The following is a 21,949-nucleotide window of genomic DNA, read 5'->3' as shown; positions in this document are numbered from 1 at the left end:
TTAGAATAATAAAATATTATGAAATTTTACAAAATATTTATATCCACGTATCCTTTTGGATATTATAACTCCGAACCAATGGAAATCTTGAATCAATCAGGTTGGGAGATTGTTACCAATCCTTTAAAACGCAAGCTTACCCCCTTAGAGGTTTCAGAATTTGCAAAAGAGGTCGATGGAATTATTGCAGGTACCGAAGATTTGACTCCTCTCATTCATAAAAATCGGAATTTAAAAATCATTTCGAGAGTCGGGATCGGTTTAGATTCGGTTCCTTTAAATCTTTGCAAAGAAAGAGGTATCGCAGTGGCGTACACGCCAGATGCGGTGACCATGGCCGTGGCGGAATTGACGATTGGTCTTATGATTTCTTCCACGCGAAAAGTATTTCTCGCTCATCAAGAATTGAAAACAGGGGGTTGGTCCAGATTTACTGGAAAACGACTGGGTGAATCCACGATCGGTATTGTCGGTGTCGGAAGAGTCGGTTTGAACGTGATTCGAATTTTGTCGGAGTTTAGACCTAAGATGATTTTAATCAACGATCTTAAGGATAAAAAAAAGGAAGTTTCCGAAATCCTGGATTTTAAAAATGTTCCCTATCGATTCACGGAAAAGGAGGAGATTTATTCCTCTTCGGATATTGTTTCTTTACATATCCCTCTGTCCCACAAAACCAAAAACTTAATCGGAAAAAAAGAATTCGATCTTTTTCCTAAGGACTCCTTTCTGATCAACACCGCGAGAGGTGGTATCGTAAATGAGAACGATTTATATGACGTTTTAAGATCCAATCGGATCGGGGGCGCGGCGATTGACGTTTTCGAACAGGAGCCATATAAAGGAAATCTAACAGAATTAGATAATATTATTCTTACTGAACATATGGGATCTTGTTCTTACGACTGTAGACTTCTGATGGAAAAAGGTGCCGCCGAAGAAGTCACCCGTTTTTTTCGGGGGGAGTCTTTGCTTAATCCAGTTCCTGAAGAGGAATATCAAAATCAGATTGTCTAAATCCAACTTAAATCAAAAATCCATTTTAATTTGGGATCAAATTGGGCATCGTATCCCCGAATTTTCGGGCAGTGTTTATCTTTGGAAAGAATACTCTGAAAATGTTTCGATCAATCAATTTTCAATTCCAAAATATATTGATCAGAATCGATTTCGTTTAAGAGATAAGTATAATTCTCTACTATATGAATTTGCAAAGATCCAGATTAAGAATAAAAGAATTGTAGATTGGTTGGAGATTCGACCGAATTTTAGCTTTTGGTGGATGACATTGATTGTGGAAAGCAATTATGGCAAATCCGCTTTTATGGTCAGTGTGATCAAATTATTAGCTTTAGAGGAAATTATAGATCACAAAAAGATTTCTGAAATTTTTCTGAATTCTTCTGATTCGAATATACAGAAAGTGGTTCGTAAATTCTGCAAGGAGAATGGAATTCAATTCTTTTGCTTTTCCGAGAAAGACTCGAAGGCCAATAATGGAGAAGGAATTCTATGGCGAGGATACAATAGTTTGCCTTATTTTTTGAAAGCAAGTATTACTTTTTTACGTTATATTAATTTGGTATGGGGTTTACGAAAACAGAAAGTTCCTAAAGAAAAAATGCAAGATTCGGATTTCGTTATTTTTGATTATTTCTTTCATTTACGGTTGGATTCGAAAAATCCCAAGTTATTTAGATCGAATTATTGGACGAATTTAGTCGACGTTTTGCGGAACGCGAAGGTTAAAACGTTTTGGTCGCACATATTTGTTCGCCATAGTCTAATTCCAAATTCACAAGAAGGCGTTTCTTTATTAAAGGGTTTTAATCAAAATGAAACTGAAATTCACAGTTTTTTGGAAGGATATATTGATTTTGTTGTGTTACTAAAGACCTTTTGGGATTATTTAAGGATCAACTGTATTCGATTCCTGATTCGAAATTTTAGATTTTTTTGTAGAACTAAGATTTTATCCTTTGACCTTTGGCCGGTTCTTAGAAGTGATTTTTTAGATTCTTTGAGCGGATCAATATCAGTTCAAAATTTATTTTTATTCAACCTTATTGAAAAAAATTTAGAAAATATTTCCGGCCCTAAAAAAGGAATCTATCTCCAAGAAAATCAGGCTTGGGAAAGTGCGCTGATTTATATCTGGAAGTCCAAGAATATTGGGCCTTTGATTGGTGTACCTCACGCGACTGTGCGATTTTGGGATCTAAGATATTTTTCCGATTATAGAAACTACGATTCAAATTGTAAGAACTCGATGCCTTTACCTGATAAAGTTGCATTAAATGGGAATGTATCTTTAAATGCATACAAAGAAGGAAGATACCCTCAAGATAAAATTGCGGAAGTGGAAGCTTTACGTTATTTAGAAATTGAAAAAGATGCTACGAATATAAAGAAAGATAAGAACGAAAATATATCAAACGTAAAAGTTCTGATTCTTACGGATTACTTACCCAAAGTGACACAACTACAATTGCGGATGTTGATGGATGCGTTACCGCTTTTGAATCTTAAATTCGAGTTTATTTTAAAACCGCATCCTGCCTGTCCAGTTTATGAAAAAGAGTTTCCCTTTCTCCAATTTAAGGTCTTTCAAGAGCCGATCGTAAATTTACTACAAGATGCGGATATAGTCTATACGAGTAACATTACTTCAGCGGCGGTTGATGCTTATTGTTTTGGAATTCCCGTAATTTCAGTGTTAGACGGTAGTTCGTTAAATATGAGTCCACTGTTGGGAATGGACCATGTAACTTTTGTTTCAACCCCTCAGGAACTGTCGGGAGCTTTACAAAAAGACTTTAGTATTTCGGTAAAAGAAAGAAAGGCTTTTTTTTGTTTAGATCCAAATTTAACCAAATGGAAAAAACTTTTAAGAATCGAGTAAGGTCGGAAAAATGAAAACTGTAATACTCTGTGGAGGACTAGGAACTCGTTTGAGCGAGGAGACTACGGTGAAACCGAAGCCGATGGTGGAAATTGCCGGGAAGCCAATACTATGGCATATTATGAAAATTTATGAATATCATGGATTCGGAAAGTTTCTTTTAGCTTTGGGTTATAAAGGAGAAGTGATCAAAGATTACTTTTTAAACTACCACGCGAGAATGAGCGACCTCACTGTAAGTCTAAAATCCGGTATTATAGAATATTCTAATCCGACAGCGGAAGATTGGGAAGTTGATTTAGTGGATACTGGCGCTTTAACTATGACGGGGGGAAGGTTGTTACGACTCAAAGACCAGCTTTCAAAAGAAACTTTCATGGTCACCTATGGAGATGGTGTTGCGAATGTTGATATAAAGAAACTCGTAAGTTTTCACAAATCTCACGGAAAACTGGCGACTGTAACTGCGGTTCGTCCTCCGGTTCGATTTGGAGAGTTATCTATTTCTGGAGATCAAGTTATTCAGTTCCAAGAAAAACCGCAAGCTGAAGAAGGTTGGATTAATGGAGGCTTTTTTGTTTTTGAACCGGAAGTTCTAAATTACATCCAAGACGAATCTACGATGTTAGAACGGTCTCCTTTAGAAACTCTTGCAAAGGCTGGTCAATTGATGGCGTTTCATCACGCCGGGTATTGGCAGTGTATGGATACTCTTCGAGATAAACATACTTTGGAAGAACTCTGGAACCAAAATAAAGCGCCTTGGAAATTTAATTAAGTATGTTTCAAAATATCTATAAAAATAAAAAGGTTCTGGTCACTGGACATACCGGTTTCAAAGGGTCTTGGTTAGTTATTTGGTTACAGTCTTTAGGTGCGGAAGTAGCAGGATTTTCACTTGGACTTCCAACGTCGCCGAACCATTTTGAATTGCTCAATTTAGATAAGAAGATTAAAGATTATCGAGGAGACATTCGGGATCGAGCTTCGCTTTCTCAAGCAATAGATGAATTTAAACCTCAAGTTATTTTTCATATGGCTGCACAAGCATTAGTAAGAAAATCTTACCAAGATCCGGTTGCTACTTTTGAAATCAACATTATGGGGATGATCAATTTACTGGATGTTATCCGTACTAAATCGTTTGTAGAAGCCACGATTTTGATTACTAGTGATAAAGCATACAGAAATGACGAGTGGTGTTGGGGTTATCGTGAGACAGATGTTTTAGGTGGTCACGATCCTTACAGCAGTTCTAAAAGTTGTGCGGATTTAATTGCACAATCCTATTATTATTCTTTTCTAAAAGATACAAAAACAAAAATTGCAATTACAAGAGCTGGTAACGTGATCGGTGGCGGAGATTGGGCTGCAGATAGAATTGTTCCGGATTGTATTCGGGCTTGGGGTGGTAACGAATCTGTTACGATTCGCAGTCCTTTAGCGACTCGTCCTTGGCAGCATGTATTAGAACCTTTGAGCGGCTATTTATTATTAGGTGAAAAATTATACATTGGTCAAGAAGGATTGGTCGGAGAGGCATTTAACTTCGGTCCAGATGCAAGTGTTAATCAAACTGTTTTGGAATTATTAAATGCAATAGCTGAAAGATGGCCTGGGGTTCAATGGGAAATTCCAAAAGGATATGAAGGTGGAGGTAGGGAAGCCAATCTTCTCAAACTTTCTTGTGACAAAGCTTTATATCATTTAAAATGGAAGCCCGTTTTAGGTTTTTCCGAGACGGTTGACTTTACGGTTAATTGGTATAGAAATTGGATTGAAAAAAAAGAAAACGTTTATGATTTCACTCTTTCTCAAATTCGTATTTATTGTGAACTAGCTTCAAAAAAGAATTACATTTGGACTCAATAACAATGAACAAAGTTCTTTTAGAAGGCGTAGTAATTACTTCGTTGAAAGAAATATTCGATCCAAGAGGATCCGTACTACATATGATTCGTATCGATGATCCCGAATACAATGGATTCGGAGAATGTTATTTTTCGGAGATTAATCCTCGTGCTGTAAAGGCCTGGAAGTTTCATAAAAAACAAACGCAAAATTTTACGGTTCCCTCTGGTAGGATCAAATTGATACTTTTTGATCCTAGAGAAAATTCAAAAACAAAGGGAAAAATTCAGGAAATCATTTTAGGAAGGCCAGAAAATTATCAAAGAGTTAAAATCCCTCCTCAAATTTGGTACGGTTTTACCTGTATTTCTAAGGAAAAAGCGCTCATTGCAAATTTTACCGACATACCTCATGATCCATCCGAAGCTGAGCGTTTGCCAGAACATGGTTCATTCATTCCATTTACTTGGGGCTAGTGATTCTTAAGAGGATATTAATCACTGGCTCTTTCGGGTTTTTAGGTGGAAGAATTGCGCAATATTTCGGGCAATTAAACGAATACGAATTAATTTTAGGGACTACTAAAAACTTTGAGCTGCCGGATTATATTCGATTTGGAAAAGTAATTTTAATTGATTGGAATTCTCAGGCTTCTATGGAGGCAGCCTGTGAAAATGTGGAATACGTCATTCATTGTGCTGGAATGAACGCGCAAGATGCGACAAAAGATCCACAAAAAGCTTTTGAATTTAACGGGCATGTTACCGGACGTCTGATGGATGCGGCCATTAAGAATCATTCCTTTAAGTTCATCTATTTTTCAACAGCTCATGTATATGGAAATCCTTTGGTAGGAAATGTTTCCGAGGCTTCTCCTCTTACAAACGAACATCCTTACGCTCAGAGTAATTTAGCAGGAGAGAGGGAAGTTAGTGATCGCGCAGTTTTAGGAAAGATTTTCGGCGTTAATCTTCGATTATCAAATGCTTTTGGTGCTCCGGTAAATTCGAAGGTCAATTGCTGGATGCTCCTTGTAAACGATCTTTGTAAACAGGCAGTTACAACACGAAAAATGATCCTCAAGACATCTGGAATGCAACGAAGAGATTTTATTACTATTCGGGATGTATGTAAAGCGGTTGAACATCTTTTGAGAATAAAATCGAATTATAAAAATGATACATACAATGTTGGTGGTTGTATGTCTTTGAGCGTTTGGGAGATGGCAAATTTAGTAAGAGAACGTTGCAAGCAAACTCTTGGATTTTTACCTGAACTGGAAAGGGTTGAGCCGGATAGAAATGAAATATCGATGGATTTTAATTACAACGTAACAAAACTTCTTTCGACTGGATTTCATTATTCGAATTCATTTTTGTCTGAAATTGATGATCTATTAACTTTTTGTAATTTGCACTTTAAAGGTTAGATATTTTATGAATCCGCTTGTTTCCGTCGTTATCCCTACTTACAACCACTCAGATTTTTTGAAGCTATCTTTAGCATCGGTTATAAATCAAACGTATTTGAATTGGGAAGCTATCGTAATCGATAATCATTCGAATGATAATACGGATGAAGTAGTTTCATCTTTTGGGAATTCTAAAGTTCGTTTAACAAAAATAAAAAACAATGGTGTGATCTCTGTTTCTAGAAACCTAGGAATTAAAGAAGCCAAGGGTGATTGGATTTCTTTTTTAGATTCAGACGACTTATGGTTTCCGAATAAGTTGGAACGAGTTGTTTTCGAAATTCAAAAGTTGGAAAATCAAATCGATGTACTTTGTAACGACGAATATATGGTTCATCTTAATCAAAAGAAAAAAATAACTTTAAATTATGGACCTTTTGAAGATGATTTTTATCGTAAAATGCTGTTTTATGGAAACAGATTATCTACGTCAGCAACTACTGTCAGAAAGAAATTCTTAAAAGAAAAAGAATTATTATTTAATGAAAATCAAGAATTTGTTACAGTCGAGGATTATGATTTTTGGCTTCGATTAGCTAAAGAAAATGCTAGGTTTTTGTTTATTCCCGAGGTTTTAGGCGAATATACGATTCATAATTCTAATCAATCTGCTGCATTGGAAAGACATTTAAATCATCTAGAAAATTTAGTTAGATATCATGTATTTCATATTCAAGAGTTTGAAAAAAATAAAAATAAGCTTTGGAAGAAGTTTCAGGTAAAACTGGCATTTGACAAAGCAATCGTTTATCTACGAGAAAAAAGAGTAGTATCTTCTATTTTTTTAATTGTTAAATTTTTGTTTAAAGCCCCTTTTACTTTTTTGTCTTTATTTATCTTTAAATTAAATCACAAATTTTAAATTGTATGTTTCTTTATCATGGAAAAAATAAAAAGTATATTAGATTTTTTGAGTTTATCTAAAGGCGGGAATTTACTCGGCTGAAATTCCTTTTTTTGAACAAGAAGTTGAATTAAAAATGAGAAGCGAGGTCGCTTCCAGGGAATATTCGAATTATCTTGAAGTAATATCTAAAAATCATTCAATTCTAGTGATGGATCGAGAAGTAAAAAGATTTTTTTTAAAATAAAGCCTAACGGCATTATTTTGGATATTGGGGTTGGCATTGGAGAAATATTCCAATGGAAAGACCGGATGTGAAGGTAATCGTGGTAGTTTCCTGAGAGAAAATTTAAATCATGCGCAAAAGTTTTTAGGGATTTTATTGGGACACATGTTTATCTTGTACACGCTGATGTAACTTCATTACCGTTTCAGGACCAGATTTTTGACTGTTCAGACGTTTCAACATATTCCGGACTTTAAAAAGGTGTGTAGTGAAGCTTTTAGAGTGTTAAAACCAGAAGGAACGTTCATTAATTATTCTTTAAATAAAACTCCTATGAATCATATTATTTATTTCCTACTCGGGAAGAAGTTTCACGGTGAAGGAAAAGTGGAAGAGAGCTTTTTTTTGAATAGAGCTAACATTGCTCAAAAAGAAATCCTAGTAGATTTCTATGGTAGGAAAAACGTAGTAGAAAGTTATTCGGAATGTTTTTTTCATCCTGATCTTAGGTTAACCTTTAGCGGTAGAAAAAATAATTTTTTGGGAATCTTAGATTATTATTATTCTAAAATATATGGTTTAAATACACTTTTAGCTCGCCAGAAAAATTTTGCGGCGATTTGTAGATAGTTTTAATTGAATGTCTTTTTTTCATAAAATTTTAGCAGGTTCTCATATTCCTTTAAGAATATTTAATATTTTTGGACGTACTTTAAAAATTAAGGATGGGTCTGAGTTAAGGGTTTTATTATATCATGATATTCCTCAAGAACACCATTCTCGTTTTCGCACGCAGTTAGAAAAAATTTCTAAAGATTGGAGATTTGTTTCTACTGAGATTTTTGAGGAAATGATTCGTGGAAAAAAAGAAATTGTGGGTCGAAATCTTTTGCTGACTTTTGACGATGGTTACCTTTCCAATAAAATCGTCGCGGAAGAAATTTTAGAACCTTTAGGAATAAAAGCTTTATTTTTTATCATTTCAGATTTTGTAGATATTCAGGATACCCAAATAAAAAAATTTATATCAGATAATATTTATCCAAGTTTGAGTATAAAACAGGTTCCAGATTTTTGGATGCCTATGCGTTGGAAAGATTTGGAGGTATTATTGCAAAAGGGACATTCTATAGGAGGTCATACAAAAACACATGCCAAACTTTCACAAATTGATTCGATTGATAGACTTCAAGACGAAATACTAATTTCCAAAAAGAAATTGGAAGATAAACTAGAAATAAATATTAAACATTTTGCATATACTTTTGGCGACTTGGACAGTTTTAGCAAGGATGCCTTGACGGTAGCAAGGAAGCATTATGAGTTTATTCACACAGGCTTGCGTGGAAATAATAAAATTTCTCCTAATTCTAATTGGGCAATTCGTAGAGAATCGATTTCGCCTACTGATTCAGATCATTTGGTAGGGTCAATTTTGGAGGGTGGGGCGGATATCCTTTATAAGAATAAGTTAAGAACTTATGAGTCTTGGGGATTGTTTTAATGCACTTATTTGCGCCTCTACCAAGTTGGAAGAATTTATTTTCTATTTTATCTTTTAAGAATATAGATCAGAAGTCTATTTCAAAAATATGGCTAACTTCTACTTCAGATATTTCTTTATGGTTTTCTAAGTCTGCTTGGTCTTTATTGGTTATAGCCGTTTGGAAAAAGATACATTCTGATCAGAAGGAAATTACTTTCTGGATACCTGATTATTTTTGTAATTCTTCTTTATTTCCATTGCGTTCCTGGGGAGTGAAGTTCGTATTTTATCCGATTTTAAGAAACAGAGAACCTGATTATAAAGCTTGTAAAGAATTATTAAAAAGTAATTCGATCGATGTTTTCATATTAGTTCATTATTTCGGAAAACCAAGTGATTCAAATCGCGCATTTGAATTTTGCAAAGAGAAAAATGTAATTTTAGTCGAAGACGCTGCACATGTATTAAAACCTACAAAAGGGATTGGTGAAAAAGGAGATTTCGTATTATATAGTCCTCATAAACATTTACCCATTTCCGATGGGGCAATTTTAATTGTTAGAAATTCTGGTCCTTCAAATATCTTTTGGGATGTAAGAAATGAAGATCAAATCAATAAAGTTTTGAAAAACCATTATCAAGAAGTCGGTAATATAAAATTACTCGGAGCAAAATGGCTTTTAAAACGTCTGCTTCAAAAGTTGGGGTTTAAAAATCGCAGAAATCTTAATGTATCTTTTTCAAAAGACGTATCCTCAAATACTGCATCGTATCCATTCGTTTCCTTAATTGCAAAAAAAATGCTAAATGGATTGCTTCTGCAATTGAATGATATAGCAAAACGAAAGATTCGAAATCAAAAAGTCTGGGATGAAGTTTTATCAAATAGTTATGAGTTTTATACGGATAGAAGAGAGTCAGAAAATTGGACACCTTATTTAGCAGAATATTCTTTTGATGGGATGATTGATAAAACGGAACTAATGTTTAAAACTCTATTAAAAGATGGATTTCCAGTGTCAACATGGCCTGATCTTCCTCCCGAGATATATGATAAAGTGCAGTATCATTTGAATGCGATCGAGTTAAGAAATTCAAGATTGTTCTTATCTATACATTCAAACTTATCAATTGGTACAATGATCAAAAATCAAAAAGTTACTCAAGACATTAAAAAAGACTTTTTGAAATTAAATGTAGAATGGAATTCCGTTACACGTGGTGAATGGGGCGAATTATTCAGAAAAATAGAAAATTCTAATCTTTTGCAATCGTGGGTGTATGGAGAAAGTAAAGAAAATTGTGAAGATTGGAAGGTTCGTCGTGGTATTTTTACATTCGAAAACCAAAAAATTGCAATCGTTCAAGTATTAGAGAAGTCTATTTTAGGAATTTTTAAAGTTTATCGTATAAATAGAGGGCCTCTTTTTTTAAATAAGGTAGACTCAAATATCAAAGAGTTAGTATTTCATGAATTATCAAAATTTGGAAATTTGTTAAAAGGTTCTATATTGCTTTTAAATCCGGAATTAGTATTAGATGGTAAGTCTTTAGTTTTAATGAAAAAAATGCGTTTTTATGAGAGTAAATCTTCTGCATGGACTTCCGCATTTATTGATCTTACAAAAGATTTAAATTTTCTAAGACAAAATTTGGATTCGAAGTGGCGAAATATGCTTACCAATTCCGAAAAAAATGAGTTAACCTTAGAAATTGGTTCAAACGATTTTTTATTTTATTGGATGCTGGATAAATATGACGAATTGACTTCAAATAAAAATTTTTCTGGAATTTCGAAAAGCATGTTATTGCAGATAAAAAATAATCAAAATGAAAAGGATACTTTTTTAATTTTGAGAGCAGTTTATCGAAATGAGGCGGTTGCTGGGATATGTATTGCTATTCATGGATCCTCTGCCACCTATCTTATAGGATGGAATGGAGAATTAGGTCGTAAGCTAAGAGCAAACCATTTTTTATTATGGAATTCAATTATTCAGTTAAAACAAATGGGTTATCTTAGTTTTGATTTAGGAGGAATTGATCAGGAGAAAACTCCTGGTATAGCTGAATTTAAATTGGGTATGAACGGAGATAAATACGATCTTTCCGGAGAATTTTGGAAATTATGAAATTCGGATTAGATGCTAATGTAGCTTATCCTCCACTATCTGTATTATATTCTATTTTTTTAATATTTGGCTGTGATTTTTTAGGATTTTATATTTTAAAATTATTTGAAAGTAGTTTAGGAAAAGTTAAAAATACTTGGATAAGATGGCAGGCCCCATTAATTGGAGCGTTACTATTAAGTGTTATCCTTTATCCTTTAGCTTTGTCTGCTCTTACACCTCGATTTTTGATGAAAAGTGCGGCTATTTTTTTATCTGTACTAGGTTGTGCTAATATTTGTTTCTTTGTTAAAAATGGGACCAAAAATTTAGTTTCGATCAGTTATTATTCCAATATCTTCAAGAGTATTCAGTACCATTCTTTTTTTGAAAAAATTGGAAATGATAAAAAGATTAAAAAAAGTTTTTCCCTATTCAAATTAATCGGTTTTATTAAAAATAAATTTAATTTAATCAATAAAAATGATGTGCTTAACGTATTTATAATATTATTAATGATTGGTTATGGGTTTCTTGCTCTTTGTCCTATTACGAATGCAGATTCGCTAGATTATCATATTGGTGTTGCCATTGAAATTTTAAATCAGGGAAAAATGCCAGTATTCTCCGGTTGGTTTCATGGAAGATTGGCTGGAAGCGGAGAAGTTTTAAATGCCCTTGGGCTTGCTATAGGAGCGGAGCAATTTGGTTCTTTGCTTCAGTTTTGTGGTCTTTTAAGTATTTATGGAATATTATCGTTTTATTCTTTTGCCGAAAAATTCTCTGAAAGTGACGGAGTATGGAGAAAAATTATTATAATCGCATTTCTTTCATCTCCTGTTTTGGTTTTTTTGGTCAGTTCACCGAAACCTCAGTTACTTCAGATTGGAATGACTTCTTTTGCAATAACCTTACTTTTAGAAATTTTCTCTAAAATAAAAACTGATAAAAATAAACTATTTGCATTTAGTCTTATTTGTATATTGATCATGTCTGCTACGCAGGCTAAGTTTTCCTTTTTTTTGTCAGCTTTTCTGATAGGTTTATTCTCAATTTTCTCTTTAGGTTCTATTAGATTATTTTTCTACGGATTATTAATTTCCCTTTTTTTCTTTGTTTTAATAAACTTTCCTGCGATATTTTGGAAGATAAAAAATTATAATAGCACTTTCATTGATGTACTCATTCATCCTTTACCAGGAAATACGTTTCCGGGTGTAAATGAGTTTGAGGTGTCGTTGCGTAATTATCAGGATAGTGCACTAATTTTTCCATTATCGTTAATTTTTCCTAATCAATTCGGAGTAATTACTACAGTGATTGGCTTGGGTTTATTTTTAATAATATTTGTGAAACCAATAGTAACTCAAAAAGCATTTTTATTAAGTGTAATGATAATTCTTTTTGTTATATTAGGAAGTTTAATGGGTCAAAAAGCTTCCAGATTTTTTTTGGAACCGTTTGTATGGATGTTAATTTCTTTAATTGGTTTGAATTCGTTTGGAAAGTGGAATATTAGATTTGTGAAAGAGGCAGTGAGTACAGGAATTCTATTACAAGCTTGTGCTACTTTCGTCATTATTTCTGTTGGAATTTATCAGTTGTTTCCTGGGGTTTTTTCTATTTCTCTAAGAGAAAAAGTAATGAGCCAGTATGCAAATGGTTATAGTTTAATGAAATGGGTAGGTTTAACCTTACCTAAGGAAGCCGTTTTATTATCACAGCATAGATCGATTGCACTATCCGAAAGAAAGACTTTGTCCTTAGATTGGATTCCTTTTGTGGATTTTAATTCTGCTGTTGCTAGTCCCTATTTAAAGCAAATCAAAGATGAAAATGTGACTCATATCCTAATGTTCGGAGATACGTCTAAGAATACTCCTTTTTCAGGGTGTATAGGAAATACAATAGGCAAAACTAAAAGTAACCAGGTGGCTAGAAATCCGTTTAACAGAAACGATTTTTTTACAGTAATACTCGTTGAGTTTCAGTCCGATAAATTACCGCAATGTGCGAATTTTATACTTTGACTCGGTAAACGATAGATCATTTTTCTTTTTACAATGGAAATGGATTTATTTTTTAACAGTTTGAAACATTAGAACAATGTTTGCACATTTAAAAACTTAAGAAATCTTGCCTAACACGATAAATCTTAAACTTTAATTTTTTAAAAAAAAGTATAAGAAAACTAAACTATAGTTGTTTGTTAGTTGGAAATTGGAGAATATTAAATGATTATCGGATTTGTTTTTTTTGCAATAACACTTCTTTTGTTATACATTCTAAAGACAAATATTAAAGAATGGAAATTAATCATAGATCATAATTTTCTACTTATGTTCGGATTTATTTATTATTGGTATTTGCCTTTTATTTCCTATGAAATGCAAGATAGAGGAAATGTATTTTTAAGTATTGATGTGGTTGAATCCTACGAGCGAGTAAGTTACGAAGCAAAAGTTTGGTATTTAATTACTTCCGTGCTTTTAATCCTTTCATTTATATTAGGAGAAATCATTTTTAAAAAAAATCTCATAAATGGAATTTTTTAAAAAGTAAATACGATTTTTCTAAGACGCCAATCCACCTATTTTTTTACGGATTAGTATTATTTGGTATTATATCTCTAAAATATATGCTTCCGGTTTTGTTTAGAGGATATTCTGCGGTCTCTGAATGGCCATTACAGAGGGGCTGGTTTATATCCGTAAATGTTTCTTTGATAGTTTTATTTTGTATTTATGCTTCGAATCGGGTTGATTTTTATAATATTTCCGGAAATCGGAAAGATAAGTTTAAGATTTTTTTTAATCAATACTTAATCGTTTCCTTTCTATTTGGATTTTTAATGTATTCAACCGGAAATCGTGGGTATCTAACGTTATCAGTAATTTCTATTCTTTTAGTTTTACATAAAGTATCAAAAGGTTTTCCAATTATACCATCTATTTTCGTTATAAGCTTTTTAGGAATTCTCAATGCGATTTGGGGACATATACGCGCTCAAAATTCTGTTACTTTTTTTAAAATATTACAAGCAATTCTTATGGAACCTGGATATGTAGGAATGACTTTAATTTCTCACCTAATTAGAAATGAATTCAGTTTTATTGAATTTCCGATTTCTTTATTAGGCAATATCATTGGAATGATTCCTTCTATAATATTTCCGGATAAATTTAAATATATCCAGGCTATAACTGAGATGGGAAAACCTATTAATGTATTTCAAGGAACAACTCATAACTATGTAGAATTGATGGCAAACTTTGGGTTGATTGGTTCTATGATTTTTATGTTTTTATTATCTTTAAGTTTAAATTTTCTAAAAAGAAATGAGAGTTTGTCTGGTATTTACATAGCGATTTGTTCTTTTTTGCCTTTTTTCTTTTTTAGAGATCTTCCGAATACTTTAATTAAATATATATTTGAGTTCACTATAATTTTAAGCATTTTATTGTATTATTCTAATTCTATAATTATCAAAATTAGAAATAAAATTATTTCTAGAAATGATTAGATTGGATAATTGTAATTTGAGTAATTTATAATTATCTTTTATATTAAATAATATTAGTTTATTTTTATAACGTTATTTACCTTTTCGCAATGATTTTAGGAATTGATGCTTCAAATATAAAAAGTGGTGGTGGAGTTACACATCTAAAAGAGCTCTTGGGAAACGCAAAACCAGAAAAATACGGATTTGACAGAGTTATATTGTGGTCTGTAGAAGAAACTCTATGTCAAATAGAAGATAAATCTTGGCTTGAAAAAGTAAATTACTCAAAATTTTTTAAAAGCAGGATTTATCGGTGGTACTGGCAAAAATTTAAATTGCCTAAGTTAGCTCAAAATAGCGGCTGTAAATTACTTTTTATTCCGGGAGGGTCTTTTTCAGGTAAATTTAGACCTTTTATAACAATGAGTCAAAATTTACTTCCATTTGAATGGGGGGAGTTGAAAAGATATGGATTATCGTTTCATACGTTGCGCTTACTCTTACTTTATTTTTTTCAAGGAACTTCTTTTCGTAAATCCGATGGTATTATTTTTCTAACAAAATATGCAAAAGATTTAATTTCTAAAAAATTAAATCTAAAAAATAGTAATATCATAATTCCACACGGTATTAATAAAAAATTCTTTCATAATCCAAGAAAACAAAATATTCTATTGGGCAAAAAAAAACGACCGATAGAATTGCTTTATGTTTCATTTATTGGTGCATATAAACATCAATGGAATGTACTCGAGGCAGTGAGTGATTTAAATTGTGCAGGGATTCCAATTCATCTAAGCTTGGTTGGTTCTCATAATGAAAAAGCTTCCGTAAATAAACTTTTCCAGAAAATAAACCATTTAAATTCCTCTGAAAAAATTATTTCACTTTATCCTAATGTATCTTATAAAAAAATCTCAGAATTTTATCTAAATGCAGATTTATTCATATTTGCATCGACCTGTGAAAATTTACCTAATATCTTAATTGAGGCAATGGCATCAGGCCTTCCAATACTTTCTTCTAAATATGGTCCTATGCCGGAAGTGTTGGATGATGCTGGACTTTATTGCGATCCTTTGTCGGTGGAGGATATTAAGACCCAGTTGAAAAAATTAATATTCTCTAAAGAGTTAAGAGAAAATTTATCTTTAAAAGCTTATAAAAAAGCTAAACAATATTCTTGGAAGAGAAATGCAGATATTACGTTTGACTTTTTTTATAAAATTGTAAAAGCATATAAAAAATATTAGAAAATGTTTAAAGTGAATTATTCAATGAGAGTTTTGGTTTGGGGCATATCTAGAATGATGAGGAATTCCATTTTTAGAATTTTTTCGAAAGACAAAAAATTTCTCATACAAGGTACAAATAGCAGTGTTGAGCTAAGATATTTTTCTGACTAAAAATGGAAAAAAATTCATTTAAATCTTAATGTAGTAAGTAGTGACAATCTGGTTTATTTACCAAAACAAAACTTGATATTGTTATCAATTGTGTCCGGATTATTAAACAGCAAAGAGTTGTAAAAGATTCTTTTTATCATATAGCATCGGAATCTATGTCTAAATTCGATTTGTTGACTCTGATTGCGAAGATTTACGGAAAACAAATTCATATTTTAGAAGATAGCGATGCTGTTGCCAACGGTCATTAAAGTCTCAACAATTTAGTAGAGAAATGGGTTTTATTCTTAAATCTTGGGATAGGTTGATGGTTGATTCAAGAAATAAAAAATTACAGAGATAAAAGATCGCGGAGTTGTATTGAATGTTTAAGAACAAATCTCTTTTAATAACTGGCGGAACAGGCTCTTTTGGAAAAGCAGTCTTAGATCGATTTTTAAATAGTGATATTAGAGAAATTAGAATTTTTAGTAGAGACGAAAAGAAACAAGATGATTTAAGAAAGAAACACAATAATTCTAAACTGAAATTTTTTGTGGGAGATGTTAGGGATTTAGATTCAGTTCGAAATGCTTTTCGAGGAGTTGAGTATGTATTTCATGCTGCCGCTCTTAAGCAAGTTCCATCTTGTGAATTTTTTCCTTTAGAAGCGGTTAAAACAAATGTATTAGGAACTGAAAATGTAATTGAAGCGGCTATTCAATGTAACGTCAAAAAAGTAGTTTGTTTGAGCACAGACAAAGCGGTTTATCCTATTAATGCAATGGGTATATCAAAAGCTATGATGGAAAAAGTTATGGTAGCTAAGTCTAGAAGTATCGAAAAATCAGATATGATGGTTTGTGGAACTCGTTACGGGAATGTGATGGCTTCTAGGGGTTCTGTAATTCCTCTTTTTATAGAACAAGTTAAAAGTGGGAAACCGATTACGATAACCGATCCGAATATGACTCGGTTTATGATGTCTTTAGAAGATGCGGTAGAACTTGTATTGTTTGCGTTCCAAAATGGAAATAATGGTGACATTTTTGTACAAAAAGCTTCAGCGGCAACGATTGAAGTTTTGTCGAAAGCTTTATTAGAATTATTAGATAAGTCCCATCACCCTGTTGAGATTATAGGCACTCGTCATGGTGAAAAGCTCTATGAGACTCTTCTGAGTCGTGAAGAAATGGCCAACGCTGAGGATTTGAAAGATTACTATAGAGTTCCACCCGATCTAAGAGATTTAAATTATGAGAAGTTTATTGATCAAGGAGAAAAAAAGATTTCTACATTAGAAGATTATAATTCTCACAATACCAAAAGATTAAATTTAAAAGAAATGAAGGAGATGTTGTTAAAGCTACAATTTATTAGGAATGTGATCGAAGGAAAACCAGCAGAAATAATTGATTAGATTATCATGAATATTTTAGTAACGGGTGCAAATGGTTTTATTGGAAAAAATCTAACTTTTCAACTAAAAGAGAGAAAAGAATTTAAAATATTTTTTTATACCAAAGAATCTACCAAAGGCGAATTATCACAATTTATCTCTGAAGCAGATTTTATTTTTCACTTGGCTGGAGTAAATCGCCCTAAAGAAAACCTGGAATTTAAAAAAGTAAATAGGGATTTAACCGAATCTATTTGCAGTTTATTAAGGGAAAAAAATAAAAAAACACCTATTCTTTTTTCGTCTTCGATTCAAGCGGCATTGGATAATGAATATGGAAAGAGTAAATTAGAAGCTGAAAGTATTCTCAACCGTTTACAATCCGAAAATGGAAATCCTGTTTTTATTTTTCGTTTACCAAACGTATTTGGAAAATGGTGTCTACCTAATTACAATTCTGTAATTGCTACGTTTTGTTATAATATCGTCAGAGATTTACCTGTAAAAATTAACGATCCGGATGCAACTATAGTTTTAGCTTATATTGATGACGTGGTCGATAAGTTTATTAACATTTTAAATAATTTTTCTCAAAACTTTGATCAGAACCTTACTACTTATAAAATAACTTTAGGCGAGCTCTATAGAATATTACAATCTTTTAAACAAAGTCGTAAAGATTTAGTAATTCCTAATGTAGGAACTGGTTTAATACGAGCTTTATACGCTACATTTACTAGTTATTTAGATACCAATTCCTTTTCATATCCCATTCCTCAGTATAAGGATCCAAGAGGTGTATTTGTAGAGATGCTTAAGACTCAAGACGCGGGTCAGTTCTCTTTTTTTACGGCTCACCCTGGTGTAACACGAGGGGAACATTATCATCATAGTAAAATTGAGAAATTTCTTGTTATTAGCGGAAAAGCAAAATTTCGTTTTAGACATATTATAACAAACGAATATTTTGAAATTTTTACGGAAGGGGATATTCCGCAGGTTGTAGAATCTATACCCGGATGGACCCATGATATTACTAATGTCGGTCAGGAGAAAATGGTCGTAATGCTTTGGGCCAGTGAAATTTTCGATAAATCTAAACCTGACACATATTCCTGTAAAATTTGATTTATGAAAAAATTAAAAGTTTCCACAATTATAGGCACAAGGCCGGAAATCATCCGTCTATCTAGGGTTCTTGCAAAACTAGATCAATATTGTGATCATATCATGATTCATACCGGTCAAAATTATGACTATGAACTTAATGAGATCTTTTTTAATGATTTGGAAATTAGAAAGCCAGATTATTTTTTAAATGCTGCGGGGACTTCGGGAGCGGCAACTATCGGAAACGTAATTATTAAAGTGGATGAATTGCTTGCCCAAGTTCAACCAGACGCCGTTTTAGTTTTAGGAGATACGAACAGTTGTATGGCGGTAATCCCCGCCAAAAGAAGAAAGATACCTATTTTTCACATGGAAGCTGGTAATCGCTGTTTCGACCAACGTGTCCCTGAGGAAATCAACAGACGAATTGTTGATCATACCGCTGATATTAATTTAACTTATAGTAATATTGCTAGGGAATATCTTTTGAGAGAAGGGCTGCCCTCTGATATGGTAATCAAGACTGGAAGTCCTATGTTTGAAGTTCTAAATTACTATTTGGAAGGAATTAAAAAATCAGATATTTTAGAGAAATTGAAAATTTCAGAAGGAAAGTATTTTGTCGTAAGTGCACATAGAGAAGAAAACATAGATTCGGATAAAAATTTTGCCAAGTTGATAGATATTATTAATACAATAGCTGAAGTATTTAAATTTCCGGTCATTATTTCGACCCATCCTAGAACTCAAAAAAAAATCAATGTATCTAATGCCTCTTTTAATCCGTTGGTTCAACTTTTAAAACCTTTAGGTTTTAAAGATTATAATAAACTTCAACTATCGGCAAAGGCAGTTCTTTCTGACAGCGGAACTATTACAGAAGAATCTTCTATACTCAATTTTCCGGCTTTAAATATTCGAGAAGCGCATGAAAGACCAGAAGGAATGGAAGAGGCAAGTGTAATGATGGTTGGCTTGGAAAAAGAAAGAGTATTACAAGTTCTTCAAATTTTAGAAAAACAACCTAAAGGTGAAGGGAGGCTTTTACGTAACGTTAGCGACTATAGTATGCCGAATGTTTCTGAAAAAGTCGTTCGAATCATTCATAGTTATACAGATTACGTGAATCGGGTTATCTGGAAAAAGTATTAGGATATTATTTTGAAAATTTGTATCATCGTCGACGATTATCTTCCTAAAAGCACAAAAGTCGCTGCTAAGATGATGCATGAATTGGCGGTGAAATTAAAAGAGAAAGGACACGAAATAACAGTTATTACACCTGGAGTCGATTTGAAACAAAATTATAAAAAAGATACTTTAGATGGAGTTTCTATTTTACAATTTTCATCGGGCAAAATTAAAAATGTTTCAAAAATTAAACGTCTTATCAACGAGTTCGCACTTTCCAGAAGGGCTTGGAAATGTCTAAAAAAATATTTTATTCAAAATCATCATGATCTAATCATTTACTATTCTCCTTCTATTTTTTGGGGAAATCTAGTGTTTCGTTTAAAAAATCTATGGAAGTCCCCTTCTTATCTAATTTTAAGAGATTTTTTTCCTCAATGGATTATTGATAATGGAATGATCCGTGAAAAGTCTCTGATAGCATATTTTTTTAAATATTATGAAAAACTAAATTACAAAACAGCAGATCAGATAGGGATACAATCTCCTGCAAATATAGAATGGTTTTCTAAAAAATTTCCTGAATTTAAGAATATTGAACTTCTTTACAATTGGGCTACCGATTCTCCCGTTTTAAATAAGAATGACTTTTATCGCAAAAGGTTAAATTTAGAAGGAAAGATTGTTTTTTTCTATGGTGGAAATATAGGTAAAGCTCAGGATATGATGAATATCGTTCGTTTGGCTGAAAAAATGAAAACCTATACAGATGTTATATTCTTGTTAGTTGGAGCAGGGGATGAAGTTGAATTAGTTAAAGCGTCAATACAAGATTTACAATTGAATAATATGATTCTCTTGGATCCTGTGTCTCAAGAGGAATTTAAACTCATGTTAGCAGAGTTTGATATTGGGCTTTTTACTTTACACTTTGGTCATAAAACGCATAATTTTCCAGGTAAAATTTTAGGGTATATGGTTCAGGAAAAGCCTATTCTAGGTGTTGTAAATCCCGGAAATGATCTTAAGAATATATTGGAAGATTCTCGATCAGGTTTAGTCACAATTGCAGGTGATGTTGAAGAACTTTATAAAAATGCACTTGTATTGTTAGACGATAAGACTAGAAAACAAATGGGTAGGAATGCAAATTTACTTCTTAAAAGTAAATTCTCTGTTGATAATGCTGCGGAGACAGTTTTAAACATTCTTTCTTAATTTATGTACGTTCGAAGACATTCTAGAATTCATGAACAAATACTTTTAAGTACTCTCTTTCAATTAACCGTTGGTAGTTTATTAGTGTCTTGTGTTACTATAATTCCATTATGGGGATTCGATTTTTGGAATCGTATAGATAAAAATAGCTTCAATTCTGCGATGGGGGTTTTAATTGCTTTTAATATTACCTTTATTTCCTTAAGAAGATTATTAAAGTATCCTGGGTCTCAATCCTCTGCTTATATCTTACCAACTACCGCAATTGTATTTGGGATTCTAGTTGCATTTAATTTAATAAATCGTGCTGAATATAGTATTCAGGTAATTCTATTAGGTTTTATTACTACATTATCTTGGTGTTATATCGGATATTTTATAGGGCATCGATACCGTTTACAAAGGTTTGCATTAGTTCCATTGGGTGAAGCTTTGGAGTTTAGGGAAACTCATGGGACACAGTTCGTCTTTTTGAAAAAACCTGATTTGGGAAAAGAAAGATTTGATGCGGTAGTAGCGGATCTACGTGCAAAGAATTTGACTCCTGAATGGGAAAAGTTTTTAGCAAGATGTACTTTATCGAGAATACCTGTTTATCATACTAAACAAATTATAGAATCATTGACTGGGAGGGTGAAAATTACTTACCTTTCTGAAAACGAATTCGGCTCTTTGCTGCCTTCTAAGTTTTATGAAACAATAAAACGTTTTATAGATTTTATAGCTGCCTTATTCTTTTTTCCAATTTTTTCTCCTTTTATGTTTTTGATTGCAATTCTCATTCGTTTAGAAAGTAAAGGGAAGGTTGTATTTTCTCAGAAAAGAATGGGGTACCGTGGAAGAATATTTACTCTTTATAAATTTAGAACGATGTATGTTGAAAAAAAAGGAAAAGGATTTACTCAAGGAGAAAATGATTTAAGAATTACTAAAATTGGAAAAGTATTACGAAAATATCGACTTGATGAAACATTGCAAATTTTTAATGTTTTAAAAGGAGATATGAGTTTTATCGGACCTAGACCTGAATCCATGGAACTTTCAGAATGGTATGAAAAGGATGTTCCTTTTTTTGCTTATCGACATGTTGTTAGACCTGGTATATCCGGCTGGGCGCAAGTAGAACAGGGGTACGCCGCCGAGGTAGATGGAATGAAAGTAAAGTTAGAATATGATTTTTATTATATAAAAAATTTTTCATTTTGGTTAGATATGTTAATTACTTTTAAAACCGTTAAAACGATTTTGACAGGTTTTGGAGCACGATAAAAAAGTTTTAACGCATGCTAAATTCATTCAATCTTAGAAAA

Annotated in this window: 18 protein-coding genes and 1 pseudogene; all 19 read left to right on the top strand. The window is 32.5% G+C overall.

Features of this window, described 5'->3' with window-relative positions; genetic code table 11:
* Positions 1–18: 18 nt before the first annotated feature.
* The 19 genes and pseudogenes from BW942_RS04850 to BW942_RS04750 all read left to right on the top strand — a co-directional run bounded on the left by BW942_RS04850 (position 19) and on the right by BW942_RS04750 (position 21,908).
* Positions 19–1,017, top strand: a complete 999-nt coding sequence (locus tag BW942_RS04850) for a phosphoglycerate dehydrogenase (protein WP_000675255.1) — start codon at positions 19–21, stop codon at positions 1,015–1,017.
* Positions 1,010–2,902 (top strand): TIGR04326 family surface carbohydrate biosynthesis protein, encoded by a 1,893-nt coding sequence (locus BW942_RS04845; protein ID WP_000045934.1) that lies wholly within the window; start codon positions 1,010–1,012, stop codon positions 2,900–2,902. Before BW942_RS04850 ends, BW942_RS04845 begins: the two co-directional genes overlap by 8 nt.
* 10 nt (positions 2,903–2,912) lie before the next feature.
* The gene (gene rfbF / locus BW942_RS04840; RefSeq protein ID WP_000859505.1) at positions 2,913–3,680 is read left to right on the top strand and encodes a glucose-1-phosphate cytidylyltransferase; all 768 of its coding nucleotides are present in this window, start codon (positions 2,913–2,915) and stop codon (positions 3,678–3,680) included.
* 2 nt (positions 3,681–3,682) lie between these two features.
* Positions 3,683–4,774 carry a CDP-glucose 4,6-dehydratase gene (gene rfbG, locus BW942_RS04835; RefSeq protein ID WP_000487322.1) on the top strand — a complete coding sequence of 364 codons (1,092 nt, stop codon included), beginning with the start codon at positions 3,683–3,685 and terminating at the stop codon, positions 4,772–4,774.
* 2 nt (positions 4,775–4,776) lie between these two features.
* On the top strand, positions 4,777–5,229 hold the full coding sequence (locus BW942_RS04830) for a dTDP-4-dehydrorhamnose 3,5-epimerase family protein (protein ID WP_001045300.1): 453 nt from the start codon (positions 4,777–4,779) through the stop codon (positions 5,227–5,229).
* Complete coding sequence (locus BW942_RS04825; RefSeq protein WP_000601375.1) at positions 5,229–6,182, top strand: NAD-dependent epimerase/dehydratase family protein; 954 nt, start codon at positions 5,229–5,231, stop codon at positions 6,180–6,182. Before BW942_RS04830 ends, BW942_RS04825 begins: the two co-directional genes overlap by 1 nt.
* Positions 6,183–6,189: 7 nt before the next feature.
* Positions 6,190–7,086 (top strand): glycosyltransferase family 2 protein, encoded by an 897-nt coding sequence (locus BW942_RS04820; protein WP_001068986.1) that lies wholly within the window; start codon positions 6,190–6,192, stop codon positions 7,084–7,086.
* Between the two features lie 427 nt (positions 7,087–7,513).
* Positions 7,514–7,924, top strand: a complete 411-nt coding sequence (locus BW942_RS04805) for a methyltransferase domain-containing protein (protein WP_000218148.1) — start codon at positions 7,514–7,516, stop codon at positions 7,922–7,924.
* A gap of 10 nt (positions 7,925–7,934) precedes the next feature.
* The gene (locus BW942_RS04800; protein WP_000007538.1) at positions 7,935–8,798 is read left to right on the top strand and encodes a polysaccharide deacetylase family protein; all 864 of its coding nucleotides are present in this window, start codon (positions 7,935–7,937) and stop codon (positions 8,796–8,798) included.
* Positions 8,798–10,912: a lipid II:glycine glycyltransferase FemX gene (locus tag BW942_RS04795; protein WP_000549978.1), complete on the top strand. Its 2,115-nt coding sequence runs from the start codon at positions 8,798–8,800 to the stop codon at positions 10,910–10,912. The genes BW942_RS04800 and BW942_RS04795 overlap by 1 nt, the downstream gene beginning before the upstream one ends.
* Positions 10,909–12,921 (top strand): DUF1420 domain-containing protein, encoded by a 2,013-nt coding sequence (locus BW942_RS04790; protein ID WP_000668361.1) that lies wholly within the window; start codon positions 10,909–10,911, stop codon positions 12,919–12,921. Before BW942_RS04795 ends, BW942_RS04790 begins: the two co-directional genes overlap by 4 nt.
* A 204-nt stretch (positions 12,922–13,125) precedes the next feature.
* Positions 13,126–14,414 (top strand): annotated as a pseudogene (locus tag BW942_RS04785) (hypothetical protein).
* Between the two features lie 155 nt (positions 14,415–14,569).
* A complete protein-coding gene (locus BW942_RS04780) occupies positions 14,570–15,649 on the top strand; it encodes a glycosyltransferase family 4 protein (RefSeq protein WP_000525967.1) in 1,080 nt (359 codons plus the stop codon).
* Between the two features lie 308 nt (positions 15,650–15,957).
* Positions 15,958–16,053 carry a hypothetical protein gene (locus BW942_RS04775; protein WP_016689799.1) on the top strand — a complete coding sequence of 32 codons (96 nt, stop codon included), beginning with the start codon at positions 15,958–15,960 and terminating at the stop codon, positions 16,051–16,053.
* Between the two features lie 113 nt (positions 16,054–16,166).
* The gene (locus BW942_RS04770) at positions 16,167–17,201 is read left to right on the top strand and encodes a polysaccharide biosynthesis protein (RefSeq protein ID WP_000475904.1); all 1,035 of its coding nucleotides are present in this window, start codon (positions 16,167–16,169) and stop codon (positions 17,199–17,201) included.
* 6 nt (positions 17,202–17,207) lie between these two features.
* Positions 17,208–18,308 (top strand): UDP-2-acetamido-2,6-beta-L-arabino-hexul-4-ose reductase, encoded by a 1,101-nt coding sequence (wbjC, locus tag BW942_RS04765; protein WP_001024125.1) that lies wholly within the window; start codon positions 17,208–17,210, stop codon positions 18,306–18,308.
* 3 nt (positions 18,309–18,311) lie between these two features.
* The gene (gene wecB / locus BW942_RS04760; RefSeq protein WP_000734456.1) at positions 18,312–19,442 is read left to right on the top strand and encodes a non-hydrolyzing UDP-N-acetylglucosamine 2-epimerase; all 1,131 of its coding nucleotides are present in this window, start codon (positions 18,312–18,314) and stop codon (positions 19,440–19,442) included.
* 9 nt (positions 19,443–19,451) lie between these two features.
* Entirely contained in the window at positions 19,452–20,639 is a 1,188-nt protein-coding gene (locus tag BW942_RS04755; RefSeq protein WP_000686571.1) for a glycosyltransferase family 4 protein, read from the top strand.
* A 3-nt stretch (positions 20,640–20,642) separates the two neighbouring features.
* Positions 20,643–21,908 carry a sugar transferase gene (locus BW942_RS04750; protein WP_000289498.1) on the top strand — a complete coding sequence of 422 codons (1,266 nt, stop codon included), beginning with the start codon at positions 20,643–20,645 and terminating at the stop codon, positions 21,906–21,908.
* Positions 21,909–21,949 lie beyond the last annotated feature (41 nt).

Source organism: Leptospira interrogans, assembly GCF_900156205.1.
GTDB lineage: Bacteria > Spirochaetota > Leptospiria > Leptospirales > Leptospiraceae > Leptospira > Leptospira interrogans.
Note: the sequence above shows the minus strand (reverse complement) of the source record. Positions and strands in the feature narration are given on the sequence as shown.

Bases quoted from the DNA above. Each gene is read 5' to 3' on its own strand.
- BW942_RS04850 (WP_000675255.1), top strand. From the start codon at position 19: ATGAAATTTTACAAAATATTTATATCCACGTATCCTTTTGGATATTAT.
- rfbF (WP_000859505.1), top strand. From the start codon at position 2,913: ATGAAAACTGTAATACTCTGTGGAGGACTAGGAACTCGTTTGAGCGAG.
- rfbG (WP_000487322.1), top strand. From the start codon at position 3,683: ATGTTTCAAAATATCTATAAAAATAAAAAGGTTCTGGTCACTGGACAT.
- BW942_RS04830 (WP_001045300.1), top strand. From the start codon at position 4,777: ATGAACAAAGTTCTTTTAGAAGGCGTAGTAATTACTTCGTTGAAAGAA.
- BW942_RS04820 (WP_001068986.1), top strand. From the start codon at position 6,190: ATGAATCCGCTTGTTTCCGTCGTTATCCCTACTTACAACCACTCAGAT.
- BW942_RS04800 (WP_000007538.1), top strand. From the start codon at position 7,935: ATGTCTTTTTTTCATAAAATTTTAGCAGGTTCTCATATTCCTTTAAGA.
- BW942_RS04795 (WP_000549978.1), top strand. From the start codon at position 8,798: ATGCACTTATTTGCGCCTCTACCAAGTTGGAAGAATTTATTTTCTATT.
- BW942_RS04790 (WP_000668361.1), top strand. From the start codon at position 10,909: ATGAAATTCGGATTAGATGCTAATGTAGCTTATCCTCCACTATCTGTA.
- BW942_RS04775 (WP_016689799.1), top strand. From the start codon at position 15,958: ATGTCTAAATTCGATTTGTTGACTCTGATTGCGAAGATTTACGGAAAA.
- BW942_RS04770 (WP_000475904.1), top strand. From the start codon at position 16,167: ATGTTTAAGAACAAATCTCTTTTAATAACTGGCGGAACAGGCTCTTTT.
- wbjC (WP_001024125.1), top strand. From the start codon at position 17,208: ATGAATATTTTAGTAACGGGTGCAAATGGTTTTATTGGAAAAAATCTA.
- wecB (WP_000734456.1), top strand. From the start codon at position 18,312: ATGAAAAAATTAAAAGTTTCCACAATTATAGGCACAAGGCCGGAAATC.
- BW942_RS04750 (WP_000289498.1), top strand. From the start codon at position 20,643: ATGTACGTTCGAAGACATTCTAGAATTCATGAACAAATACTTTTAAGT.